Source organism: Gordonia sp. NPDC003504 (assembly GCF_053587995.1).
This window is the reverse complement of the sequence record NZ_JBSFPC010000001.1, coordinates 20281-42633: the sequence shown is the minus strand read 5'-3', so window position 1 is coordinate 42633 and position 22353 is coordinate 20281. Positions and strand designations below refer to the sequence as shown.

The 22353-nt window shown below is 66.9% G+C and carries 20 protein-coding genes; 10 read left to right on the top strand and 10 right to left on the bottom strand.

All coding sequences use genetic code 11. The features are described from left to right. Nucleotides 1-61 precede the first annotated feature (61 nt). Entirely contained in the window at nt 62-658 is a 597-nt protein-coding gene (gene mftR, locus ACWDPV_RS00215) for a mycofactocin system transcriptional regulator (RefSeq protein ID WP_348809144.1), read from the bottom strand. A gap of 155 nt (nt 659-813) precedes the next feature. On the opposite strand from mftR, the gene mftA reads away from it, so the two are divergent. The 4 genes from mftA to mftD all read left to right on the top strand — a co-directional run bounded on the left by mftA (nt 814) and on the right by mftD (nt 3933). Then, a complete protein-coding gene (gene mftA / locus ACWDPV_RS00210) occupies nt 814-936 on the top strand; it encodes a mycofactocin precursor MftA (protein WP_348805587.1) in 123 nt (40 codons plus the stop codon). Continuing rightward, a complete protein-coding gene (gene mftB / locus ACWDPV_RS00205) occupies nt 936-1307 on the top strand; it encodes a mycofactocin biosynthesis chaperone MftB (protein ID WP_348805586.1) in 372 nt (123 codons plus the stop codon). Before mftA ends, mftB begins: the two co-directional genes overlap by 1 nt. Before the next feature lie 54 nt (nt 1308-1361). Continuing rightward, complete coding sequence (mftC, locus tag ACWDPV_RS00200) at nt 1362-2639, top strand: mycofactocin radical SAM maturase (protein WP_348805585.1); 1278 nt, start codon at nt 1362-1364, stop codon at nt 2637-2639. 91 nt (nt 2640-2730) lie between these two features. Next, entirely contained in the window at nt 2731-3933 is a 1203-nt protein-coding gene (mftD, locus tag ACWDPV_RS00195) for a pre-mycofactocin synthase MftD (RefSeq protein ID WP_348805584.1), read from the top strand. Nucleotides 3934-4100: 167 nt separating this feature from the next. Here mftD and ACWDPV_RS00190 read toward each other — a convergent pair whose 3' ends face one another. The 3 genes from ACWDPV_RS00190 to ACWDPV_RS00180 all read right to left on the bottom strand — a co-directional run bounded on the left by ACWDPV_RS00190 (nt 4101) and on the right by ACWDPV_RS00180 (nt 6823). Next, nucleotides 4101-4430 (bottom strand): hypothetical protein, encoded by a 330-nt coding sequence (locus ACWDPV_RS00190; protein WP_348805583.1) that lies wholly within the window; start codon nt 4428-4430, stop codon nt 4101-4103. Nucleotides 4431-4847: 417 nt separating this feature from the next. Further along, nucleotides 4848-5663 carry a mycofactocin-coupled SDR family oxidoreductase gene (locus tag ACWDPV_RS00185; protein WP_348809145.1) on the bottom strand — a complete coding sequence of 272 codons (816 nt, stop codon included), beginning with the start codon at nt 5661-5663 and terminating at the stop codon, nt 4848-4850. A gap of 47 nt (nt 5664-5710) precedes the next feature. Then, the gene (locus tag ACWDPV_RS00180) at nt 5711-6823 is read right to left on the bottom strand and encodes a CaiB/BaiF CoA transferase family protein (protein WP_348805581.1); all 1113 of its coding nucleotides are present in this window, start codon (nt 6821-6823) and stop codon (nt 5711-5713) included. A 171-nt stretch (nt 6824-6994) separates the two neighbouring features. Between ACWDPV_RS00180 and mftE the strand changes: the two genes are divergently transcribed. From mftE to ACWDPV_RS00160, 4 genes are all read left to right on the top strand, one after another. Next, a complete protein-coding gene (gene mftE / locus ACWDPV_RS00175; protein WP_348805580.1) occupies nt 6995-7708 on the top strand; it encodes a mycofactocin biosynthesis peptidyl-dipeptidase MftE in 714 nt (237 codons plus the stop codon). After that, entirely contained in the window at nt 7705-9159 is a 1455-nt protein-coding gene (gene mftF / locus ACWDPV_RS00170) for a mycofactocin biosynthesis glycosyltransferase MftF (protein WP_348809146.1), read from the top strand. The genes mftE and mftF overlap by 4 nt, the downstream gene beginning before the upstream one ends. Before the next feature lie 10 nt (nt 9160-9169). Then, nucleotides 9170-10492 carry a mycofactocin system GMC family oxidoreductase MftG gene (gene mftG / locus ACWDPV_RS00165; protein ID WP_348805578.1) on the top strand — a complete coding sequence of 441 codons (1323 nt, stop codon included), beginning with the start codon at nt 9170-9172 and terminating at the stop codon, nt 10490-10492. Nucleotides 10493-10721: 229 nt separating this feature from the next. After that, nucleotides 10722-12350, top strand: coding sequence for an HNH endonuclease signature motif containing protein (locus ACWDPV_RS00160; protein WP_348809147.1), 1629 nt, complete (start codon nt 10722-10724; stop codon nt 12348-12350). A gap of 153 nt (nt 12351-12503) precedes the next feature. On the opposite strand, the gene ACWDPV_RS00155 is transcribed toward ACWDPV_RS00160, so the two are convergent. Together ACWDPV_RS00155 and ACWDPV_RS00150 are read right to left on the bottom strand one after the other, a co-directional pair. Further along, entirely contained in the window at nt 12504-13199 is a 696-nt protein-coding gene (locus tag ACWDPV_RS00155; RefSeq protein ID WP_425476209.1) for a vitamin K epoxide reductase family protein, read from the bottom strand. Nucleotides 13200-13215: 16 nt separating this feature from the next. Next, nucleotides 13216-13968 (bottom strand): DsbA family protein, encoded by a 753-nt coding sequence (locus ACWDPV_RS00150; protein ID WP_348805575.1) that lies wholly within the window; start codon nt 13966-13968, stop codon nt 13216-13218. A 210-nt stretch (nt 13969-14178) separates the two neighbouring features. Between ACWDPV_RS00150 and ACWDPV_RS00145 the strand changes: the two genes are divergently transcribed. Together ACWDPV_RS00145 and ACWDPV_RS00140 are read left to right on the top strand one after the other, a co-directional pair. Then, nucleotides 14179-16194: a cytochrome c oxidase assembly protein gene (locus ACWDPV_RS00145; RefSeq protein ID WP_449741277.1), complete on the top strand. Its 2016-nt coding sequence runs from the start codon at nt 14179-14181 to the stop codon at nt 16192-16194. Nucleotides 16195-16229: 35 nt separating this feature from the next. Then, nucleotides 16230-16649, top strand: coding sequence for a zf-HC2 domain-containing protein (locus tag ACWDPV_RS00140; RefSeq protein WP_425476211.1), 420 nt, complete (start codon nt 16230-16232; stop codon nt 16647-16649). Between the two features lie 56 nt (nt 16650-16705). Here ACWDPV_RS00140 and ACWDPV_RS00135 read toward each other — a convergent pair whose 3' ends face one another. The 4 genes from ACWDPV_RS00135 to ACWDPV_RS00120 all read right to left on the bottom strand — a co-directional run bounded on the left by ACWDPV_RS00135 (nt 16706) and on the right by ACWDPV_RS00120 (nt 22191). Next, nucleotides 16706-18979, bottom strand: a complete 2274-nt coding sequence (locus ACWDPV_RS00135; RefSeq protein WP_425476212.1) for a heavy metal translocating P-type ATPase — start codon at nt 18977-18979, stop codon at nt 16706-16708. 199 nt (nt 18980-19178) lie between these two features. After that, complete coding sequence (locus ACWDPV_RS00130) at nt 19179-19760, bottom strand: sigma-70 family RNA polymerase sigma factor (RefSeq protein ID WP_449741276.1); 582 nt, start codon at nt 19758-19760, stop codon at nt 19179-19181. A 39-nt stretch (nt 19761-19799) separates the two neighbouring features. Continuing rightward, nucleotides 19800-20540 carry an aspartate/glutamate racemase family protein gene (locus tag ACWDPV_RS00125; RefSeq protein WP_348809150.1) on the bottom strand — a complete coding sequence of 247 codons (741 nt, stop codon included), beginning with the start codon at nt 20538-20540 and terminating at the stop codon, nt 19800-19802. Between the two features lie 10 nt (nt 20541-20550). After that, entirely contained in the window at nt 20551-22191 is a 1641-nt protein-coding gene (locus ACWDPV_RS00120) for an NCS1 family nucleobase:cation symporter-1 (protein WP_449741275.1), read from the bottom strand. Nucleotides 22192-22353: the final 162 nt, after the last annotated feature.

The window sequence follows — 22353 nt, the reverse complement described above, 5'->3', positions numbered from 1 at the left end:
GGGCCGTCGACACCGGCACCGGCGATAGGGTTTCAGGGTAGTGGGGGTGACGGCGTTCGCATCAGTGCAGCGCCGCGACGCCGTTCGCAAGGACCTCGCAGCCTGCGCGGATCAGCGATTCCAGGTCGGAATCCGGATCGTTGAGCCACTGCTCGTACGCGGCCAGAGCGGTGCCCAGGCACATCCAGCCGATCGTCTGCGGTAGGTGGTCGTCCTCGTCGAGTCCGAGTCGATGCGCACAGAACTCGGCGATGACGTGCCGCCAATCGGCGTACATGAGCATCGAATGTGCCTGCAGGCTGGGCACTCCGAGGAGTAACTGCATGCGCCGACGGTGACCGTCGGCGCCCTGTGGGGGCACCGTGTTGAAGGCGACGAGGGCGCGTGTCACCGCGTCGGCGATGGGCAGATCGTCGGGGATGTCGGCGAGGAGATGACGCAACTCGTCGAGGTGGGCGTCGAAGTCACCCCAGGCGATCGCGTTCTTCGACGGGAAGTAGCGGAAGAGGGTGCGACGGGCGATGCCGGCGGCGTCGGCGATGTCCTCGACGCTGGTCTCCTCGAATCCGATGGTGGTGAACAGATCGATGGCGGTGGCGCTGATCTGCGCGCGACTCGTCGACGGTCGTCGACCCGGTGCCGTCGCGTCGGTCGTCATCGGGGCGAATTCGTGCTGGTCATGGGCGCCCTTTCGTTCCGGGTTGCACCTGTCCACCTGGCTAGCTTTTCGCCAGGGGGTGCAATTCTGCACTCGGTGCCATTATAGTGATCGGTGATCCACATCACTACCCGATCAACTAGGAGGTTTGGATCATGGCCGATCAGGCAGCCAAGGCAGCTCAGGACTTGTCGGTTCCCGCCGACGTCGACACCGAGCTCGTGGGTGAGTCCCTCGTCGAAGAGGTCTCGATCGACGGGATGTGCGGGGTCTACTGATGTCCACCCCGACATCGGCTCCGGTTGCCGGCGATCGCTCCGATGCGATCGCCGGTGACCGGCGCGACTCCCCGGCCCCCACTTCCACCACCATCCGCAAGGCACTGTCCTTCGACGTCGGCGCCGCCTGGGAGCTCAATCCCAAGGTGGCGCTGCGCCCGGAACCGTTCGGTGCGCTCCTCTACCACTTCGGAACGCGCAAGCTGTCGTTCCTGAAAAACCTCACGGTCGTCGGGATCGTGCAGTCGCTGTCCGCGCACGAGTCCGCCGAAGCGGCATTCGTCGCCGCCGGTATCGGTACCGCCGAACGCCCGCTGTATCTGCAGGCGCTGTCGGCCCTCGCCGACTCCGGGATGATCGTCCGGCGCTGATCTCCCCTCCTCGTCCGTCCACATATCGCTCCTGAAAAGCCCAAGGAGACCCGCATGACCACACTCGAGATGCCGCCCACCGCAACCGGACTCGCCAGCGTCGCCCCGGTGGCGCAGACGGCGCCGCCCAAAGTCGGGCGCCTCGTCGACCAGTTCGAGAAGGGTCTCGACGCCCCGATCTGCCTGACCTGGGAGCTCACCTACGCGTGCAACCTCGCGTGTGTGCACTGCCTGTCGTCGTCGGGTAAACGTGACCCGCGGGAACTGTCGACCGAGCAGTGCAAGGCCATTATCGATGAGCTGCAGCGGATGCAGGTCTTCTACGTCAACATCGGTGGCGGCGAGCCGACCGTGCGGCCGGACTTCTGGGAACTGGTCGACTATGCGACCAGTCATCAGGTGGGAGTCAAGTTCTCCACCAACGGTTTACGGATCAACAAAGAGGTCGCGGCACGCCTGGCGGCCTCGGATTACGTCGACGTACAGATCTCGCTGGATGGTGCCACCGCCGAGGTGAACGACGCGGTGCGCGGACCGGGCTCCTTCGACATGGCCGTCCGCGCGCTGGAGAACCTGTCCGAGGCAGGCTTCCGCGACGCGAAGATATCGGTGGTGATGACGCGTCAGAACGTCGCCCAGCTCGACGAGTTCAAAGCGCTCGCCGACCGCTACAACGCCACCCTGCGGATCACCCGGCTGCGTCCGTCGGGGCGCGGCGCCGACGTGTGGGACGATCTGCATCCGCTGCCCGAGCAGCAGCTCGAACTCTACAATTGGCTTGTCGCACACGGGGACAACGTGCTCACCGGCGACTCCTTCTTCCATCTGTCGGCCTTCGGTGGGTCCGGAGGCGGTGGACTGCCGGGACTGAACCTGTGCGGTGCCGGTCGCGTGGTGTGCCTGATCGATCCGGTCGGCGACGTCTACGCCTGCCCGTTCGCCATCCACGAGAACTTCCTGGCCGGCAACATCACCACCGGCGGTGGATTCCAGCAGATCTGGCAGCAATCGGATCTGTTCCTCGAACTGCGTGAACCGCAGAACGCCGGAGCATGCACCAAATGCGCACACTTCGACGCCTGCCGTGGCGGCTGCATGGCCGCGAAGTTCTTCACCGGTCTGCCCCTGGCCGGCCCCGATCCGGAGTGCGTGCAGGGCTACGGCGAGCAATTGCTCGCCGGTGAACGCACCAAACCGACTGCAAACAAGGATCATTCGCGAGGGACACCTCTCACCTTGATGACCCGGCGGCCGGACGGGGAGATGACCCCGATCGGTGGCCCGCCCTCGAAGAGCTGTGATGAGAACCCCTTGGCGGGCTTCTCGCTGTAGTACCCACGCGGTGGATCACCGACGCTCGGCGTGTATGCCGGGCGGTTCGGTGGTGCCCGCACATGAGATGAAATAGGTAGGAACAAGAACAATGGTCACCAATCCCTGGGCCCGTAATCCCTGGTTCGAAACCGTCACCGAGGCGCAGCGCCGCGCGAAGAAGCGGCTGCCCAAGTCGGTGTACTCGTCACTGGTCGCCGGCACCCAGGCCGGGGTGACCGTCAACGACAACACCGACGCCTTCAAGGAACTCGGGTTCGCACCGCACGTCGTCGGTGTCCAGCCCGACCGTGAGATGACGACAACCGTGATGGGGCAAGAGCTCTCGTTTCCGGTGATGATCTCGCCGACCGGCGTGCAGGCCGTCGACCCCGACGGTGAGGTGGCCGTCGCCCGCGCCGCGGCCGCTCGCGGAACCGCGATGGGACTGTCGAGTTTCGCCAGCCATCCCATCGAGGAGGTGACGGCGGTCAACGACAAGATCTTCTTCCAGATCTACTGGCTCGGTAGCCGCGACGACATCCTCGCCCGCGTGGAGCGCGCCAAGGCGGCCGGTGCCAAGGGACTCATCGTCACCACCGACTGGGTGTTCAACATCGGTCGTGACTGGGGCAGCCCGGAGATCCCGGAGAAGGTCGACTTCAAGGCGCTGCTGCGGCTCGCCCCGGAGATCGCGACGAAGCCGCGGTATGCGCTGGACTGGATTCGCGACGGCAAGATCATCATTCCCGATCTGACCGCACCCAACCTGCCGCCGACCGTCGGCACCGCCGGACCGACCTTCTTCGGTGCGTACTACGAATGGATGAACACCGCACCGCCCACCTGGGAGGACCTGAAGTGGTTGCGGGAGCAGTGGGATGGCCCGTTCATGGTCAAGGGCATCACGCGCCTCGACGACGCCAAGCGTGCGGTCGACATCGGCGCCTCGGCGCTGTCGGTGTCCAATCACGGCGGCAACAACCTGGATGGCACACCGGCCACCATCCGGGTGCTCGGCCCGATCGCCGACGCCGTCGGCCATGACATCGAAGTGCTGCTCGACGGTGGTATCCGCCGCGGTAGCGACGTCGCCAAGGCGCTCGCCCTCGGCGCTCGTGCGGTGATGATCGGACGCGCCTACCTGTGGGGTCTGGCCGCGAACGGACAGCCGGGCGTCGAGAACGTGCTCGACCTGCTGCGCATGGGACTCGACGGAGTCCTGATGGGCTTGGGACGCAAGAGTGTTCACGAGCTGTCGCGCGATGATCTGATCATCCCGGAGGGCTTCGAACGGTCCTACGGCGAGGCCTGAGATCCGTTCGGAGAGCCCTGGCTCTCAGTGAGATGCCCACAACCGTCCCCGACAGGGATTCTGTTCGGAACTGTCCGTTCAGGGTCGCTGACGGGGACGTTTGTGGTCATTGAGCGCTTCGTCCCCTTGCTCGGGATGGTGCCGAGTACTGTTGGGCGGCAGCGTATTCAGTCGAGATCGATCAGACACCACGATCCGTCGGGCAGTTGGCGTGCTTCGCTGTCGGCTTCGACTCGTTCTCCGTTGTAGTCCCGTTCGATCACGCTGTAGGCGTGATCGGATCGGATGTCCACGCTGAGAACCTCGACGTCCAGGTCGAGCCCATCGAGTCCCTCCGCCTCGTACTCCCGGTGTTGCGCACGGAATGCCGACTCCTCGGGGCACGAGCGTTCGGCCGCATCGATGAAGTGCCCTCGCGCGAGGTCGTCGTAGTACCCGGTGATGAGTTCTTCGACGGCCTCTTCGTCGCTGATTCCGCCCGGTCGTACCACGATCACAACAGCGACGACACAACAGATCGCGATGGTGACCAGGCCTGCCGCGAGGAGGATCAGTCCTGTGCGGCCGAATCCATGGGGTGGCGGGGGAGGTCCCGGCGGAAGAGACGTGCTGGGCTGAGTCCACGCAGGCTGCGGCGCCGGGCTCAAGGGTGGCAGTCCCGCACCGGGATTCATGAACTGTTGTGGCCCAGGGTATCCGGGCATCTGGTGGAGCCCCGGTCGGGGGGGGTGGAGGCGGCGGCGATGACGGGCGCCACGGCGCTGCGGGCGGTGCCGGTACCGCCCGCTGATGTGGTTCGGGTCGACCGGCGGGCCCGGGGGAGGTCATGCGGCGATCGTAAGGTGCGAATCAGCCGTGGGCGTGCCCGTTTCGCGGTGGTCGCAGCGATTTCAGCCGACCGGACTACACCGTGGTCAGACCTTGGAATTACCCATGTCGATCTGAAATTGGGAGCCGGTGACGGCGCGGGCCTGGGGCGAGGTCAGGTAGAGCACGGCGTCGGAGATGTCGTCGAGGGAGGCCACCGGGAAGTGGTCCATCATCGAGACGAAATACCGTGTGTACTCACCCATGTCGAAGATCTTCATCGCCGAGCTGTCGGCGACTCCCATCGGCGTGTTCACCGCGTAGGGGTGGATCGAGTTGACGCGGATCCGTCGCGGTGCGAGTTCCTTCGCGGTCGTCTGAGCCAGTCCGGTGAGGGCGTACTTCGACGCCGAGTAGGCCGCCTGCACCGGCATCGCCTTGAGGCCCGCGACCGAGGCGATGATGACGATGGAGCGGTTGTCGGCGTCGGTGTCGAGGAGGGCGGGGATGGTGGCGCGCAACGTCTTCCAGGTGCCGGTCACGTTGACGTCGAGGACATCGGTGAATTCCTGCTCGGACAGTTCCCAGGTGAGTCCCCAGGAGAGGATGCCGGCGTTGGCGATCACGTGGTCGAGGCCGCCGAACTGCCGGACGCCGTCGGCGACCAACTCCTGCTGGAAGGCCAGGTCACGGGTATCGCCTTGGCGGGCAAGGATTTTACCGCCGGCCTCTTCGACGAGGCGGATGGTCTCGGCGAGGTCGTCGGCGGTGGCCGGCGGGTAGGTGATGTGATCGGCGACCGGTGCGGCGATGTCGAGGCCGATGATCGAGGCACCTTCGCGTGCAAATCGCAGTGCGTGGTTGCGTCCCTGACCACGTGCGATCCCGGTGATGTAGACGACCTTGCCGTCGAACTGTCCCATGCAAAAACTGTAACACGTTCTAGTTCGACGGCAGGGTCGGTATTCTCTCAGTCGTTCCAGACCGTCGCCGGGTCGGTGGCCTCGCGGGCCGGACCGGTCGGCGTCTCGGGGGAGGTGCGGGAGAAGCGCGGGGCGACCTGCGCCTGGGTGACGCCGTCGATCTCGACGAGGTTCGCGCGCGCGGCCATGTGCGGATCGTCGGGCGCTTCGGTGAAGGTCAGCACCGGGGACACGCAGGCATCGGTGCCCTCGAAGACCTTGGTCCATTCGTCGCGGGTGCGCGATGCGAAGGCGGCGGTGAAGGTCTTGCGGAGAGTGTCCCAGTGGGAGATGTCGCTCTGGGCCGGAAGATCGGCGTCGGCCAGGCCGAGACCGTTGATGAACGCGGCATAGAACTGCGGTTCGAGCGCACCGACCGCCATGTACTTGCCGTCGGAGGTCTCATACACGTCGTAGTACGGCGCGCCGGTGTCGAGCATGTTCACGCCGCGCTCATCCGACCACAGTCCGGTGCCACGGAACGCCCACATCATCTGTCCGAGAACGGAAGCGCCGTCGACCATGGCGGCGTCGACGACCTGTCCCTTACCGGAGGTCTGGCGTTCGATGAGTGCCGAGAGCACCCCGAGGACGAGGAACATCGACCCGCCGCCGAAGTCGCCGACGAGGTTCAGCGGGGGAACCGGACGTTCCCCGCGACGGCCGACGGCGTGCAGCATGCCGGTCAGCGAGATGTAGTTGATGTCGTGGCCGGCGAGTTCGGCGCGCGGCCCGTCCTGCCCCCAGCCGGTCATGCGGCCATAGACCAGGCCGGGATTGACCTCTGCGAGGGCGTCCGGTCCGAAGCCGAGGCGTTCCATCACGCCGGGGCGGAAGCCCTCGAGGATCACATCGGCCTTGCGGATGAGATTCAGGATGGTCTCGTGGTCGGCGGAGTCCTTGAGGTTGGCCTCGACGACCCGACGGCCGCGCAGCAGTGCGTCGGCCGAGGCTCCCTCACGCGGCAGGGAGCCGGGGCGTTGCACGCGGATCACGTCTGCACCGAGGTCCGACAGCAGCATCGCGGCATGCGGGCCGGGCCCGATGCCCGCGAATTCGATCACGCGAACACGGCTGAGCGGTCCGCTCTTACCGCTGGTGGATGCGGATTCTCCGGTCATGGTGGTCCTCCCTGATCTGGCACCCATATGTGGCGGGTGTCACGGCGATGCCGTCCAGGATTCCACAACCGACCGATCGCTCGGCAAGCGGGTCGGCGGCGTCGGGAATCGGTGAGGGAAATACCCGCCGACCGGTTACCCCTGGGCGCTTTGCGCACTAAACTTGGCCGAATGGTGCGACCGGCGACGTTGGGGCGATACGTGTGGCCGGAACTGACCGACTCGGCGATGACCGTACTGGTACCGGTGGGCTCATTCGAGCAACACGGACCGCATCTTCCGCTCGACACCGACACCCGCATCGCGGTGGCGGTGGCATCCGGTGCGCACGGGCGTCTGGCAACCGACGCTCCCTACTCCTGTGCTCCGGCAATTCCCTACGGGGCCAGCGGTGAGCACGAGGGATTCGCCGGCACCATCTCGCTGGGCGCGGAGGCGCTGGGCGCAGTGCTGCTGGAGTACGGGCGCAGCGCATGCCGGTGGGCGCAGCGGATCGCCTTCGTCAACGGACACGGAGGGAATGTGCCCACATTGACCACGGCGGTCGCACGGTTACGGTACGAGGCCCGGGATGTGGCGTGGTATCCGTGTATGTTCCCGGACGCTGACGCGCATGCGGGTCACACCGAAACCTCGGTCCTGCTTCATCTTTCACCCGATGTGGTGCGCTCGGATCGGCTCGAGGTGGGCAATCGGGAACCGATGGCCACCCTGATGGGCGCGCTGCGCACCGGCGGGGTCTCGGCGGTGAGTGCCAACGGGATTCTCGGCGACGCGTCGTCGTCGTCGGCCGAGGCGGGCGCGCTTCTGCTCGATCACGCGATCGGCGACCTCGCCCGGGCGTTGACCGAATGGACCGTCGATGACGGGGGGCGGCTGCGGTGACCACCGTCGAATCGACCACGGCCACAATCCGGGCGCAGGATTCCGGTCTGCCGGATGGATTCCAGGTGCAGATCGACATGCGTTGCGCCAGGGGCGGTGACCTTCGTTTCCTGGTCGGCGGATCGCCCACACGGATGATGCGGCTCAGCGACGCCGCGTTGGGGATGACCTCCGGCTACGGCCGCATCGAGGTCTGTGACCCGGCCACCCGTCGCCTCTCCCGCACCCTGCTCGAGGCGGGGATCGCTCATCCACGGCCGATGGCGGGTCCGTGCGTCGACGATGTCACCATCGTGATCCCGGTGCGCGACAACCAGTCCGGTGTGGACAGACTGGTAGCGGCGGTGGACGGTCGGCGCGTGATCGTCGTTGACGACGGGTCGGCCGAACCGATTGTCGCGTCCGGTCCGCTCGTGCAGGTCATCCGGTTCGACCGCAATCGTGGTCCGGCCGCGGCGCGCAATGCCGGAGCGGCCGCGGCGCAGACCGAGTTCGTCGCCTTCCTCGATTCGGATGTCGTGCCCGAACCCGAGTGGCTGATGATGCTGATGGCGCATTTCTCCGATCCGCTGGTGGCGCTGGCGGCACCACGCATCGTCGGGCTGTCCGGGCGTGAGGACGGGCCGACGATGCGTCGGCGTCCGTCGCTGGCCGAACGCTACGAGAACCGATATTCGTCACTCGACATGGGTCCCGGTGAGGCCGCGGTGGTTCCCGGAACCCCGGTGCCCTACGTTCCGAGTGCGGCGATGATCGTGCGGCGCAACGCTTTCTGCGGATTCGACGAGAAGCTGCGGGTGGCTGAGGACGTCGACCTGTGCTGGCGACTACACGAGGCGGGCTGGCGCATCCGATACGATCCCGTCGCGCGGGTTGCGCATGATCACCGGACGAGTATGCGGCAGGTCCTGTCGCGTCGCCGGTTCTACGGAACGGGAGCGGCGTTCCTCGCGCAGCGGCACGGAAGCACCGCGGCTCCGATGGTGATGACCGCCTCGATGGCGGTGGCCGTCGGTGCGCTGCTGTCCCGGACCAAGGTGGGTCTGGCGATCGCGTTCCTGGTGTTGACCCGGGTGGCCTACCGGCTGCGGACGCGGCTCGGCGATCTTCCCGATGCGCCGGTGGCCGCCGCGCAGATGACCGGCCGCGCCGCCGGGTTCGGGCTCTTGCAGGCCGCGGGTGCGATCTGTCGCCACTACTGGCCGGTGGCGCTGGTGCTGGCGTTGATCTCCAAGCGTTTCCGGGCTCTCGTCATCGAGGTGGCCGTCGTCGAGGGGGTCGTCGAGTGGATTCGGTCGGTGATTGCCGAACCCGGGGCCGCGCCGGCGATGGGTCCGATCGGTTACCTGGTGTGCCGTCGTCTCGACGACCTCGCGTATGGCACCGGTTTGTGGGAAGGCGTTGTGCGCGAGCGGGATCTGGGAGCGTTGCGGCCCATCGTCACCCGGTGAGGTGACCGGGGTGACCGAGCGCGTGCCCTCGACCGTCGACGTCGTCATCGTCGGTGCGGGCAGCGCGGGTTGCGTGTTGGCCGACAAACTCAGTCGCGACGGAGCCCGCTCGGTGCTGCTTCTCGAGCAGGGGCCCGGTTGGCCCGATGACTCCATCCGGGATCTGCGGCGACTGCCCATCGGGGCCGACTCGATCTACGCGACAACACTTCCGGAGGCATTGGGCCACGTGGTGGTGCGCGGGCGTGGGCTCGGCGGGTCGTCGGTGGTCAACGGGGGCTACTTTCTGCGGTGGCACGACACCGATTTCGCGTCCTGGCCGAGCGGATGGGGCCTCGCCGAGGTGGAAGCGGCCTACCGGGAACTCGATGATCCCGGTGGCAGAATGTCGGTCCGTCCGGCCGCCGACGGGGAGCTCAGTGCGGCGGCACGGGCTTTCGAGCGATATTGGGCATCGCGGGTACCGACGCGAGATCCGGTGCAGCGCTGGCCGATCGTCGGCCTGAACCGGGTACTCGGCAATCAGGTCGACGGGCTGAGGATGACAGCGGCGGAGGCGTACCTGCGTGCCGCGATCGGCCGGCCGAACCTGACTGTCCGGACGGATGCGCATGTCGAGGACCTCGCGGTCAGTGGTCGACGAATCATCGGCGTCCGCGTCGGTGGGGAGGCGGTGCGATGTGACGAAGTGATCCTGTGCGCCGGTACGTTGGGTACTGCCGGGCTGCTGCTGCGATCGCAACCGCAGGTGTTCGGTGTCGGCGACAGCGCGCGGATCGGTGAGCACCGCGAGGTGCTCGTCGGCTACGGGCGCACCGATGCCGAGGACCTGACACCGCTGCTACAGACCGTCGTTCATACCGAATCCGGAATCGAAATCCGCTGTTATTCTGACGATTTTGATCGCTATGTGACCGGTGGTCGGGGTGGGCGACCGGTGGTCGGAGTCTGCTCCATGCTTCACAGCGGTACCGGTTCGGTGGTCACCGCGTCCGGCGGCGGCGTCGAGGTGATCCTCGACCCGCCGTTGACCGACGACGCGGCCCGGATGTGGTCGGTCGCCGACGACGTGGTGGATATGTTGTCCTCCAAGGAGTTCGACGATCTCGTCGACCCTGGGTCGATCGTCATCGACCCGGTGGTCCGTACCTCCCAACACGCCTGGGGGAGTATGCCTATGGGCGATGCGGTCGACTGGTTGGGCGGTGTGCAGGGCGTGAAGGGCCTGCGCATCGTCGACGGTTCGATCCTGCCGAGTCCCGGACGCAGTGGCCCGCACGCCACGATCATGATGATGGCTTGCCGGATCGGTGATCTGCTCGCAGCGGGCTGACGCTCTCGCCGACCCGCCAGCTGGTCGAGCCGGTCCGGAGCGATAGCGGAGGACCGTGTCGAGACCTCCGCAGGCCGACGACGAAACCTGGCCACCACCAACCGAACCCACGCGCGATATAGCCGACAGCGTTCACCCCCACCAGATTCCGCGCGGAGAAGGTTGTCGGTGGTCGTCGTTACACTTGAGTCAGTTCAGTTGGAGCGACCGAGCAGAGGGGGTGAACATCATGGCCGACACCACAATTCGCACGACTACCGCGCCGGAACTGTCGATGACCGCCGCCGACGCCGCCATGATCGATCACCTCCCCGCCGAGCAGGCCACCGCCCTGGCCCGATCGTTGCAACGCCAAGAACGACAACTGATCGCCCGGAAGGTGCTCTCCGCAGCCCGGATCGGGCACACCGTGTACGACGAGATGCTGCTCTCGGGCCACATGACCAACGCGCACACCACCGGTGCCGTCGACAAAGCCGCCACCGGCAAGGTCTCGACCGCGCTGGGTGTGTCGGTACCGCACGCCACCGCGTGGATGACGCTGAGCTTCCTGCTGTCGACGCTCCCGACGGTGACCGCCGCCTTCTTGGCCGGTGACCAGTCGTTGGAGCGTATCCGCATCATCGCCGACGAGATCGTCGTGCTGTCCGATGACGATGTGCGCGCGTTCGCCGAAACCCGCGCACTGCAACTCGCTGGACGTAATCAGGCGGATACGACATTGCGGGATCAGGTCGCCGAGATGGTGATCGCGCTGGATCCCGACGGTGCCGCCGACCGTCGGGAGGAGGCCGCCGCGCGTGATCAGAACGTGCGGGTCCGTCGGGACACCAACGGGCATTGCAGTATCTCGGTGTACGCACCGGGGGAGGTGGGTGCGCATCTGGCGGCGCGGATCGCACAGATGATCAGTGAGCGGATCTGCCCGCGTGATCCGCGTCGCCGCGGTCAGGTGCAGGTCGCGGCGTTCGCCGAAATCCAGGGCCTGCCGGGTGCGTACCTGTCGTGTGAATGCGGGCGGGGTAACTGCTCGCGGGCGGTCCCGTTGCCGGAGGAGCCCTGTGGCCTGACCGACCTCGACATCGATGTCGACGGCGGCGCGGCTGATCCGTTCGATGTTGAAGCCGAGTGCGGTGAGGCTGACGAGATCACCGAACCCGAGACGACCGACGCTCCCGAGACGGTCACCGACGGCGACGCTGACGGTGCGGCAACGGATACCGTCGAGGCGCACCCCAACACCGAATCCGACACCGACACCGACACCGAACCCGAAAACGATTTGCAGTTGTCGCTGTCGTTGATCACCGACCCGTCCGGGCAGCGGGAAGCCCGGTTGGAGTACTTCGGCGTGGTGGACGAAGCTCATGCCAGGTCGTTGATCGGTTCGGGACAGTTGGTGACCGTCACCGAGTTTCCCACCCTGGACATACCCACCGTCAGCACCGCCACCTCGCTGGATCGGATACCGGCGGCGTGGCGTCGTCTCGACGATCCGTTCCCCGCGCCACCGGTCGACCCGACCGGGCACGGCGGCCATCTCCTCCCGCCGCCGGGTGCGTTGACGTATCGGATACCAGCGTGGTTGCGGGAGAAGATCATCGAGTTGGATGGCACCTGCCGGTACCCGCAGTGCGGGCGGCCGGCCAGTGACTGCCAGATCGATCACCTGGTGAAATTCGTGCACCAGGATCCGATCACCGGTGGCTGGACGGTGGAATTCAACCTGATGCCGCTGTGCACCCCGGACCACCAACGAAAACACATGGGCTTGTTGATCCCCACCATGCTCGCCGATCGGGCGGTCATCTGGCGCGACCCCGTCTCCGGGGAAACCATCACCACCTATCCGCGGTAGGCGGCCGGCTTCGGTCTGCCGTCGGGTGATGCTGCGCTGCAACCAGTTCCCAGCTCCACGTTGCGTGGTCTCGAGGATCGTCGTTTCGACGGAGCTCAACGCAAGGCGCCGGGGCTCACGCAAGGCCCTAAGGCTCCTCGCGACTCGGTCGGCTCAGATGAGTGTGGACCAGTAATCCCAGAACTGAATTCCGATGGCCACGATGACGATTGCGTACCAGAGGGGAAGTAGCACCCAGAGCCAGCCGCGAATGTCGCGGGCGCGGTAAGAATCTCCGAGGAGTCGTCCGGCCGAGAGGATCAGCAGGATCGGCGTGACGGTCCAGACCACCATGCAGTACGGGCACAGCGCGTTGATCCGGTACAGACTCTCGAACGCCAGCCAGTTGACGAAGACGAAACCCAGTGCCAGGCCGATGGTTTGACCCAGCCAGTACCACCGGGGCAACGACACGCGACCCGTCGCGAGGACACCGGTGACGATGATCACCGAGAACGCCGCGATACCGATCAGCGGGTTCGGGAAGCCGAACAGCCGGGCCTGCGGCGTCACCATCACCGAACCGCACGACAACACCGGATTGATGCTGCAACTCGGGCGGTACGACGGATTGATCAGCAGCTCAATGCGTTCGATCGTCAGCGTCGCCGACGCGATGAACCCGATGATCCCGAGCACCAGCACGGCGATGCCGGTGGCGGGGGAAACGTCGGGACGTTGCAGCCACCACGATCGGTCGTCGGTCGGATCGTCGGTGCTGTCATCGGATTCGAGGGAGTCCGCGTTGAGCGCCTTGTCGGGTTCGGTCTCAGATGTGATGCCGGCCATGATGTCGTTTCGTTCGATCATGCTGCTGGGCTGGGTCCTACTGCTGGGAGCCGGCAGCGGCATTAACCGCTGCCACGAAGGCCTCGGGGCCCTGTTGGATGTTGAAGTCCTGCCCGTTGATCTTCACGGTCGGTGTTCCGGTGACACCAGAGTCCTTGGTCTCTTGGGTGACCCAGTCCTCGTAGTCACCGCGCGTGATGCAGTCCTTGACATTCTGCGCACCGGCTTCGGTGGCGTAGGACGCCAACTGGTCATCGGTGAGGCCGGAACCGTTCTCGGCGGGCTGGTTCTCATAGAGCAGGGAGTGGAATTTCAGCCACACCTCGAAGTTGTTGGCGCCGCCGGTCGATTCGGCCACACACGCCGACGCGTTCGCCGCGCGGGTCGAGTAGTTCGTCGACGACATCCGGTCGAGGATGGCGACCGGCCGATAGTCGATCGCGACGTTCGGATTGGACTTCAGCTGGGTGAGCGCGTCGCCGAACACGGATTCAAACTGCTTGCACACCGGGCACTGGAAGTCCTCGAGGATCTCCACGACCGCCTTGGGGGTGGTACCGGCCGGAGCGGTGGTGATGCGGAAGGCCCCGTCGGTGGTGACCGTCGGCGGGGTACCGGCGGCGACCGAACTGTCGTCACTGAAAATCTTCCCGTTGGACCACAGGATGGAGACGGCGACGACGGCCGCGACGACGATGATCGCCACCACGGCCCCGATCCGCATGAACAGCGAGCGCCGACGCTCGGCGGCTCGTGGGTCGACGACTGGCTTCCGACGTTTGTCTGCCACGGGTTCCCTCACACTCCAAGTCAACGGTTCGCACGGCCGCAGCACCCCGGAATCTCGCCGCGAGGTCTCCACGCCGCTGTTCAGCGTACTTGGGCCCGCCTGAGTCGCGACTGAGCGGCCCGATCGGCGCCGAATCGGTCACACCGACGCAGCGTCGTAGACTTACTCCGACGCTGTCTCGCTGCAGCGTTGCTAGGAGACCTACATTCTGTGACCGCTCCCGACACACACTCGCCCGACGTACCGGGCACCGACGACACCACCGCCCCGACCCGACCGACCATCCGGACGGCTCGATGGCTGGCGGCGCTGGTCGGCATCGCGCTGGTCGGCATCGTCATCTACGGGGCCGCGAGCGGGTCGGCCCGCCACATCGAGCGCGGCGACCCCTACCCCGGGATGCCGATCGCCATTGCCGACGTCGCCGGGTACTTCCTCGGTACGGTGCTGGCCGCATTGTGTCTGGGTGCGTTGGCCTTCGTCGTCGCCGGAGCCCGGCCCGATTCCAACGGCATCATCGACGCGACCGTCTACCGCGCCCACCGCTTCGTCTCGTCGGCCGCGCCGGTGTGGGCGGTGCTGTCGTGGCTGATGGTGGGGGTCGCGGCCGCCGACGGCTACGGATTGCCGCTGGGCAAGGTGCTGTCCTCGGGCACGCTGTTCGACGCGATCGGGGTCAGCGAGGAGGCGGTGGCCTGGCTGGTGGTGGCGATCTTCGCAACGATCGTGGCAATCGCGATCCGGTTCTTCCTGTCCTGGATCGCGCACCTGGTGCTGCTGATCCCGACCGGCATCGCGGTGGCGGCCCTGCCGATGGCCGGCAACGGTGGTCAGGGCCCCAACCACGACTACACGACCAGCCTGGTCATCCTCTTCATCCTGGCCGCCGCTATCGGCATCGGCTACCGCGTCGCGTTCGCGACCGCGCCGGTGGTCACACCGGACTCGGATCGGGCGATCCTGGAACGCCGGCACGCGTGGATCCTGGCCATCGCCGACACCGTCGCGCTGCTCGCCGGAAGCGGGCTGGTGGCGTTCCTGCTGCCGGTGCGCTACCTGTTCTCCACCGCGTTCGGTCTGGCCGCAATGGTGATGCTCATCGCGCTGGCCGCGGTGCTGGTGTGCAGCATCGTCGCGCTGCGAGGATCGGGTGCCGACCGGATCTGGCGTCCACAGGTCCTCGCCGCGGTGCTGATGATCGTCGTCGTCGCGTGCTGGACGGTGATGGACACCCGCGTCGCCCCCGGGCTGCTGGCACACACCTTCACCGCGTGGGATGTGTTCCTCGGCTACGAACTGCCGGGCGCGCCCGACGCCTGGCGACTGGCCACCTTCTGGCGCTTCGACTTCGTGATGGGGACGGCATTCGTCGTCGCCGCGATCCTCTATGGCTTGGGAGCATGGCGGTTGTATCGACGGGGCGACGCCTGGCCCGTCGGACGCACCATCTCCTGGATACTCGGCTGCCTGTGCGTGATCATCGTCACCGGCTCGGGTATCCGGGCCTACGGATCGGCGATGTTCAGCGTCCACATGGCAGAACACATGGCGCTGAACATGTTTGCGCCCGTACTGCTGGTGCTCGGGGCACCCGCCACCCTCGCCTTGCGAGCCCTGCCGACCGCCGGTTCCCGCCGCCCACCCGGTCCGCGGGAATGGTTGCTGTGGGCGCTGCACTCCAAGGTCACCCGCTTCCTGTCGCATCCGGCGGTCGCTCTGGTGTTGTTCGTGCTGTCGCTGTACGCGGTGTACTTCACCGCGATCTTCGGGACATTCGCGCGGTACCACTGGGGCCACGTCCTATTGACCATTCACTTCATCTTCGTCGGCTACCTCTTCTACTGGGTGATCATCGGCATCGATCCGGGCCCGCGTCGCATCCCGTTCCTGGCACGGATCGGATTGTTGTTCGCGGTCATGCCCTTTCACGCGTTCTTCGGTATCGCACTGATGACGATGACCTCGGTGGTCGGCGACAAGTTCTACAGTCAGCTCGATCTGCCGTGGGTGACCGACCGGTTGCACGACCAATGGCTCGGCGGTGCGGTCGCCTGGGGTGCCAGTGAGGTGCCGGTCGTCCTCGTCGTCGTCGCGATCGTCTCGCAGTGGGCCAAATCCGATCGGCGGGCCGCCCGCCGCGCCGACCGGCACGCGGAGACCTACGAGGACACCGAACTCGACGATTACAACAAGATGCTCGAAGACCTCGCGAAGTCGCGGCGCTGAGAGGTCCGGCTTGACCCGATCGGGACAATCGATTCATGCGGTGTGAGGTGGCGCGAGAGGCGTTGTCGGCGCGTACCGACGGCGAACGGGAGACCGTTCCGTCGGTGCGGGTCGACGAGCACGTCGCCGGATGCGCCGACTGCACGGAGTTTGCCGCCGCGCTGGCCGCGATTGCGCTCCCGCAGATCCGCGAACCGCTGCGGGTGGTGGGTTCCGACACCGGGCCGGATCTGGTCGAACGGATGCTCGCCGCGCGTGCCGAGCAGCCCGCACCGTCGGAGTCGGACCGCGAATCGCGTTCGGGCGCATGGTGGATCGCCGCGGGCGGCGGGGCATTCGTCTCCGGTGCGCTGGCGGTGACACTTGTTCTCACGCACGGTTCCGTGATCGTGATCGCCCTGTTCGTGATTGCCGTCGTGGCCACCGTGGGGCTGACGGTGCGAGCACGCCGCTGACGCGGGACCAGGTCGGCCCGGCGGCTCGGCTCGGCGGGTGAGCTCGGCGGGTCAGCTCAGCGGCGTGACTCGCCGAAATGCTGCAGCCGCAGGCTGTTGGTGACGACGAACAGCGACGACAACGCCATCGCCGCCCCCGCGATCAGCGGGTTGAGCACTCCGAGCGCGGCGATCGGGATCGCGGCCACGTTGTAGCCGAACGCCCACACCAGGTTGGTGCGGATGGTCTTCTGCGTCGCTCCCGCGAGGCTCAGCGCCGCCGGCACCGCACGCAGGTCATCGCGCACCAGGATCACGTCGGCGGCGCCGATCGCGACGTCGGTGCCTGCACCGATGGCCAGGCTCAGATCCGCGGTCGCCAGGGCCGGACCGTCGTTGATGCCGTCGCCGACCATCGCCACCGAATGACCCTCGTCCTGCAGACGGCGGATCGTTTCCACCTTCTGGTCGGGCAGGACCTCGGCGATCACGTCGTCGACCTGCACCGCGTCGGCGACGGCACGGGCGGCACCCGCATTGTCTCCGGTCAGCAGGATTGTGCGGAGACCGGCGGCACGCAGCGCGGCGATGGCCGTGGGGGCGGACGCCTTGACGGTGTCGGCGACGCAGATCGCGGCGACCGGCTCGTCATCGACGACCACGTAGACGACGGTGGTGCCGGCCGCCTCGGCGTCGCGTCGGACGCGCGCGAGGTCGGCGGGGACGACGGTGTTCGCGGTGGCCCAGCGCGGCGATCCGACCCGCACCCGCCGGCCGTCGACGATGCCGAATACCCCGCGGCCGGGTTCGGCGTGGAAGTCGCTGACCGGGCGGCGGTCCGCCTCGGCGACGGCCGCGGCGATCGCCGCGCCGACGGCATGCTCGGAGGCGGATTCGACGGCGGCGGCCAGGGCGAGCACCTCGTCGGCATCGGCGTCGGCGACGGCGGTCACCGACTCCACCGACAGTGCGCCCTCGGTGACGGTGCCGGTCTTGTCGAAGACGACGGTGTCGATGAGCCGGGAAGTGTCCAGGGTCTGGTGGCCCTTGAGGAAGATGCCGAGCTGGGCGCCGCGGCCGGTCGCGACCATCACCGCGATCGGGGTGGCCAGGCCGAGTGCGCACGGGCAGGCGATGATCAGCACCGCCAGCGCCGCGGACACCGCACGGTCGGCGGGCTGCCCGAGGAGCAGCCAGGTGGCCAGCGTGACCAGCGACAACACGACGACGATCGGGACGAAGACACCGGCGATGCGGTCGGCGAGCCGTTGTGCGCGGGCCTTACCGGACTGGGCCTCCTCGACCAGGCGCATCATGCCTGCGAATGCGGTATCCGCACCGACCGCCGCGGCCTCCACGATGATCCGTCCGTTGAGGACCGTCGTGCCGCCGATCACCGGCTCGTCGACGGTGACCTCGACGGGCCGGGATTCGCCGGTCATCGCACTCATGTCGATGGCGGCGTGGCCCTCGATGACCAGGCCGTCGGTGCCGACCGTCTCCCCGGGACGCACGACGAAACGCTGCTGTTCCTTCAGCTCCTCGGCCGGGATCCGCATCTCGCGGCCGTCGGGCAGCAGGACGGCGACATCCTTGGCGCCGATCGCGGCCAGCGCGCGCAACGCACCGCCGGCCCGGGACCGGGCCCGCGCCTCGAAATACCGTCCGGCCAGCACCAGCACGGTGACGCCGGTGGCCACCTCGAGGTAGATCGAATCGCTACTCCAGATGGCATCCCACACGCCGGTGGTCGCCCGGGCGTCGGGGTCGGTGGTGAACATCGAGTACAACGACCAGCCGGTGGCGGCGAGCACACCGAGCGTCACCAGCGTCTCCATGGTCGCCGCGCCGGTGCGCAGATTCTTCGCGGCCACCTTGTAGAACGGCCACGCGCACCACGTCAGGATGGGTGCGGCCATCGCGATGAGCAGCCACTGCCAGCCGGGGAAGCGGGTCGTCGGCACCACCGCGAACACGATCGAGAGGTCGGCGAGCGGCACGAACAGCACCACCGCGACGGCGAGTCGGCGGAAGAGGCGGCGGGCCTCGGCGGCGTCGGTGTCGGGGATGGCGCGCGGGACGTCATCGCGGGGCGTCGCGCCGTAGCCGGCCTTGTTGACGACGTCGCACAGATCGTCGGTGGTGACCGTCGGTGCGGCATCGATGGTGGCGACCCGGGTGGCGTAGTTGACCGACGCCTTCACCCCGTCGACCTTGTTGAGTTTGCGTTCCACGCGGGCCGCACACGCCCCACACGTCATGCCGGTGAGATCGAGCTGGAGTCGCTGGGGCTCGGGCGGGCCGACGGATTCGGTATCCGAGCCGGTCACGGTCGTCACATCGGTGGTCACACGATCCTCTTGATTCCCGGCGCCGGGTCATCAGGGGCTGGTCACGCTGATGACGTCGGCGGCCGCATACGCACTCGTCCTCAGGATAGGTCGGATGCGCGGGGCCCAGAGTTCCCGGTGATCGTGGGTGATCTGGGTCACCGATGCGGATGTGGTCTGCCCACTCGACGGGAAAGGGTGCCCACTCGACGGGGAAGGGCTACACGCTGCGGCGATGAGCCGACGACGCGGCGACGAGGGATTCGCGGGCGCGGGCCACACGGGAACGTACGGTCCCGATCGGGCATCCGGTGACCTCGGCGACCTCCTGATACGACAGTCCGAGGATCTGAGTGAGCACCAGGGCTTCCCGACGTTCGGTCGGCAGGTCCGCGAGCAGCATGTTGACCTCGACGAGATCTTCCCAGCGCACGTAGGACCGGCCCGCATGGGCGGCGTCGGCGGCCGAGACCCAGTCGACGTCGGCGTTCACCCGGGGTCGGGACTGGGCGCGGCGCACCTCGTCGGCGCAGACGCGTCGGGCGATCGACAGCAGCCAGGTCTTCGCGCTCGCCTCGGCCCGGAACCGCGGCAACGACCGCATGGCCCGCAGGAAGGTTTCCTGGGTCAGGTCGTCGGCGGTGCTCGCATGGCCGAGGTGGGCGATGAATCGCCAGACATCGGTGTGGGTGGCCTCGATGAACGTCGTCAATGCGGCACGGTCGCCGGTGGCAGCCCGCAGCGCGGCACGGGTCAACGCAGCCTCGTGATCGGCTGGGTCGATGTCGACGGTGGGCTCCATGACGGTGAGCCTATCGGGTCCGCGGCTGCGGCCACACGCTCAGGTGTGATCGGGTGCGATCCCGAAACCCTCGAGCGTGCCGACGTAGCGTTTCGGCAGCGGCGGGGCGAACTCGCCGCTACTGGTCCCGGTGCGCAGGCCCATCGCGGCCATCGCCGCGAGCATGCCGACTCCCGCGGCGACGCCGTCGATGACCGGTGCGCCGATCTGCGCCGACATACGTCGCGCGAGATCGGCCATGCCGGCGCAGCCGAGGAGGATCGCGTCGGAACCGTCGGAGTGCAGGGCGTCGGCGCAGGCCTTGGCGAGGATGTCGGCGGTGTCGGGGTTGGATTCGAGTTCCAGCACCGGGATGTCGCAGGCGTGAATACCGTTGCACTGCTTCGAGAAACCGTAGTGGGCGACGAGGTCCTCGGCCCGGCCGATGGTGCGTGAGAGCGTGGTGACCACCGAGAAGCCGCGACCGAGTGGGGCGGCGAGATGCATGCCCGCCTCGGCGATCCCGAGGACCGGCGCGTCCGCGAGTTCGCGGGCCGCGTCGAGTCCCGGATCGCCGAAGCAGGCCAGCAGGTAACCGTCGGCGTCGGGGTGCGCGGCGATCGCGTCGAGCACCCCGGGCACGGCGAGCGCCTCATCGTAATGACTTTCGATGGACGCCGGTCCCATCGCCGAGGTGACCGCGATGATCTCTGCATCGGCGCGCACGACGGATCGTGCGGCTGCCGCGATCACCGCGGTCATCTCGGCGGTGGTGTTCGGGTTGATGACAACCAGCTTCATGAGATGGCGCTCAGACCTTCGCCATTCCGTCGCCCGCCATTCCGTCGCCCTGGGCGTCGCCGGCGGTGACAACGGTGGGGGTCTCGGCGACGGTGGTGGTGCCGTCGGCGGCCACCGAGATGTCGGTCGTTGTGGCGGCGCTCAGGCCGCGGCCGTAGATGAACGACTTCGGTGCGTAGCGCATGCCGAGGTAGTAGAAGACCAGACCCGCCGCGGCGCCCATGAACCAGGTGAAGCTGGCCTGGTAGGCGGTGCCGAAGAGCACGAAGCAGATCGGGATGATCGAGGCCGCGATCACCGATGCCACCGCGACCGGATTCCAGCCGTTGCGGTAGAAGTAGGTGCCGGTGGGCTTGGTGGAGAACAGGTCGTCGACCACGATCTGCTTGCGCTTGATCAGGTAGAAGTCGGCGATGAGGATGCCGAACAGCGGACCGATCACGGCACCGAGGGTGTCCATCGTGTAGTGGATCGCGCTGGCGTTGTTGAACAGATTCCACGGGGTGATCAGCACCGAACCGACCGCGGCGATCATGCCGCCCATCCGCCAGGTGATCTTGGTGGGCGCCACATTCGAGAAGTCGAAGGCGGGGGAGACGAAGTTCGCGACGATGTTGATGCCGATGGTGGCGATCGCGAAGGTCAGCACGCCCAGCACGGCGGCGGTGGTGTTGTCGATCTGGTCGACGATGTGCACCGGGTCGGTGACGATGGCGCCGTCCTCGTCACGGCCGATGACCGTGGCGCCCGCCGAGACGGTGCACACCACCAGCAGCGAGAAGAACAGGAAGTTGACCGGCAGACCCCAGAAGTTGCCCTTCTTGACCTCGCCGAAAGTCTTTCCGTAGCGCGAGAAGTCACCGAAGTTGAGCATCGGACCGGAGAAGTAGGAGACCACCAGGGCGAAGGCGGAGATCATCGCGGTAACCGAGGCCCATCCGGTGGTGCCGGAACCTTCGGAGAGATCGAAGTGCACATTGGACCAGCCGGCCTCGACGATCAGGTATCCGGCCAGCAGGATCATCACGACATACACAGCGGGACCGCAGAAGTCGATGAACTTGCGGATGGTGTCCATGCCGTTCCAGAACACCAGTGCCTGCAGCACCCACATCAGCATGAAGCCGGCCCAGCCCAGCGGCGCCAGACCGAGGAAGGAGTGGATGTCCGGGTCGGCGTACTGCTCGAGTGACGGCCAGAACTTGATGGCGAGCAGGCCGAAGGCCACCGACGCCAGATATGTCTGAATTCCGTACCAGACCACCGCGATCACGCCGCGGATGATGGCCGGGATGTTGGCGCCCTTGATGCCGAAGGAAATGCGCGTGGTGACCGGGTAGGGGACGCCGGCCTGCTGCGACGGCCGGGCGACCAGGTTGCACAGCAGATTGACCGCGACGATGCCGACGATCAGCGCCACCAGCACCTGCCACGCGGCGATGCCGAGCGCGAACAGGCTTCCGGCGAAGACGTATCCGCCGACGCTGTGCACATCCGACATCCAGAAGGCGAAGATGTTGTACCACGTCCACGTCTGCCGCTTCAGTGGCGCAAGGTCTTCGTTGGTCAGTGACGGGTCGTACTCGGGTTTGATGACACTTTCGCCAGCGGCGCTGTGATGCGTCGCGGCCTGGGGTGACTCAGCGGACATGAGGGGTTCTCCAATCGAGGAATTCGATGAAGAACACGCTAAGAACGTTGTGTTACCTGGTGATTAATCGGCGGATATATTCTCGGGCGCGAAACCCGATGCGCGACTTTAACATCTCTTTACTAATGCTTGCCTGATGCTCGCGGTCCCGCGTTGACGGCG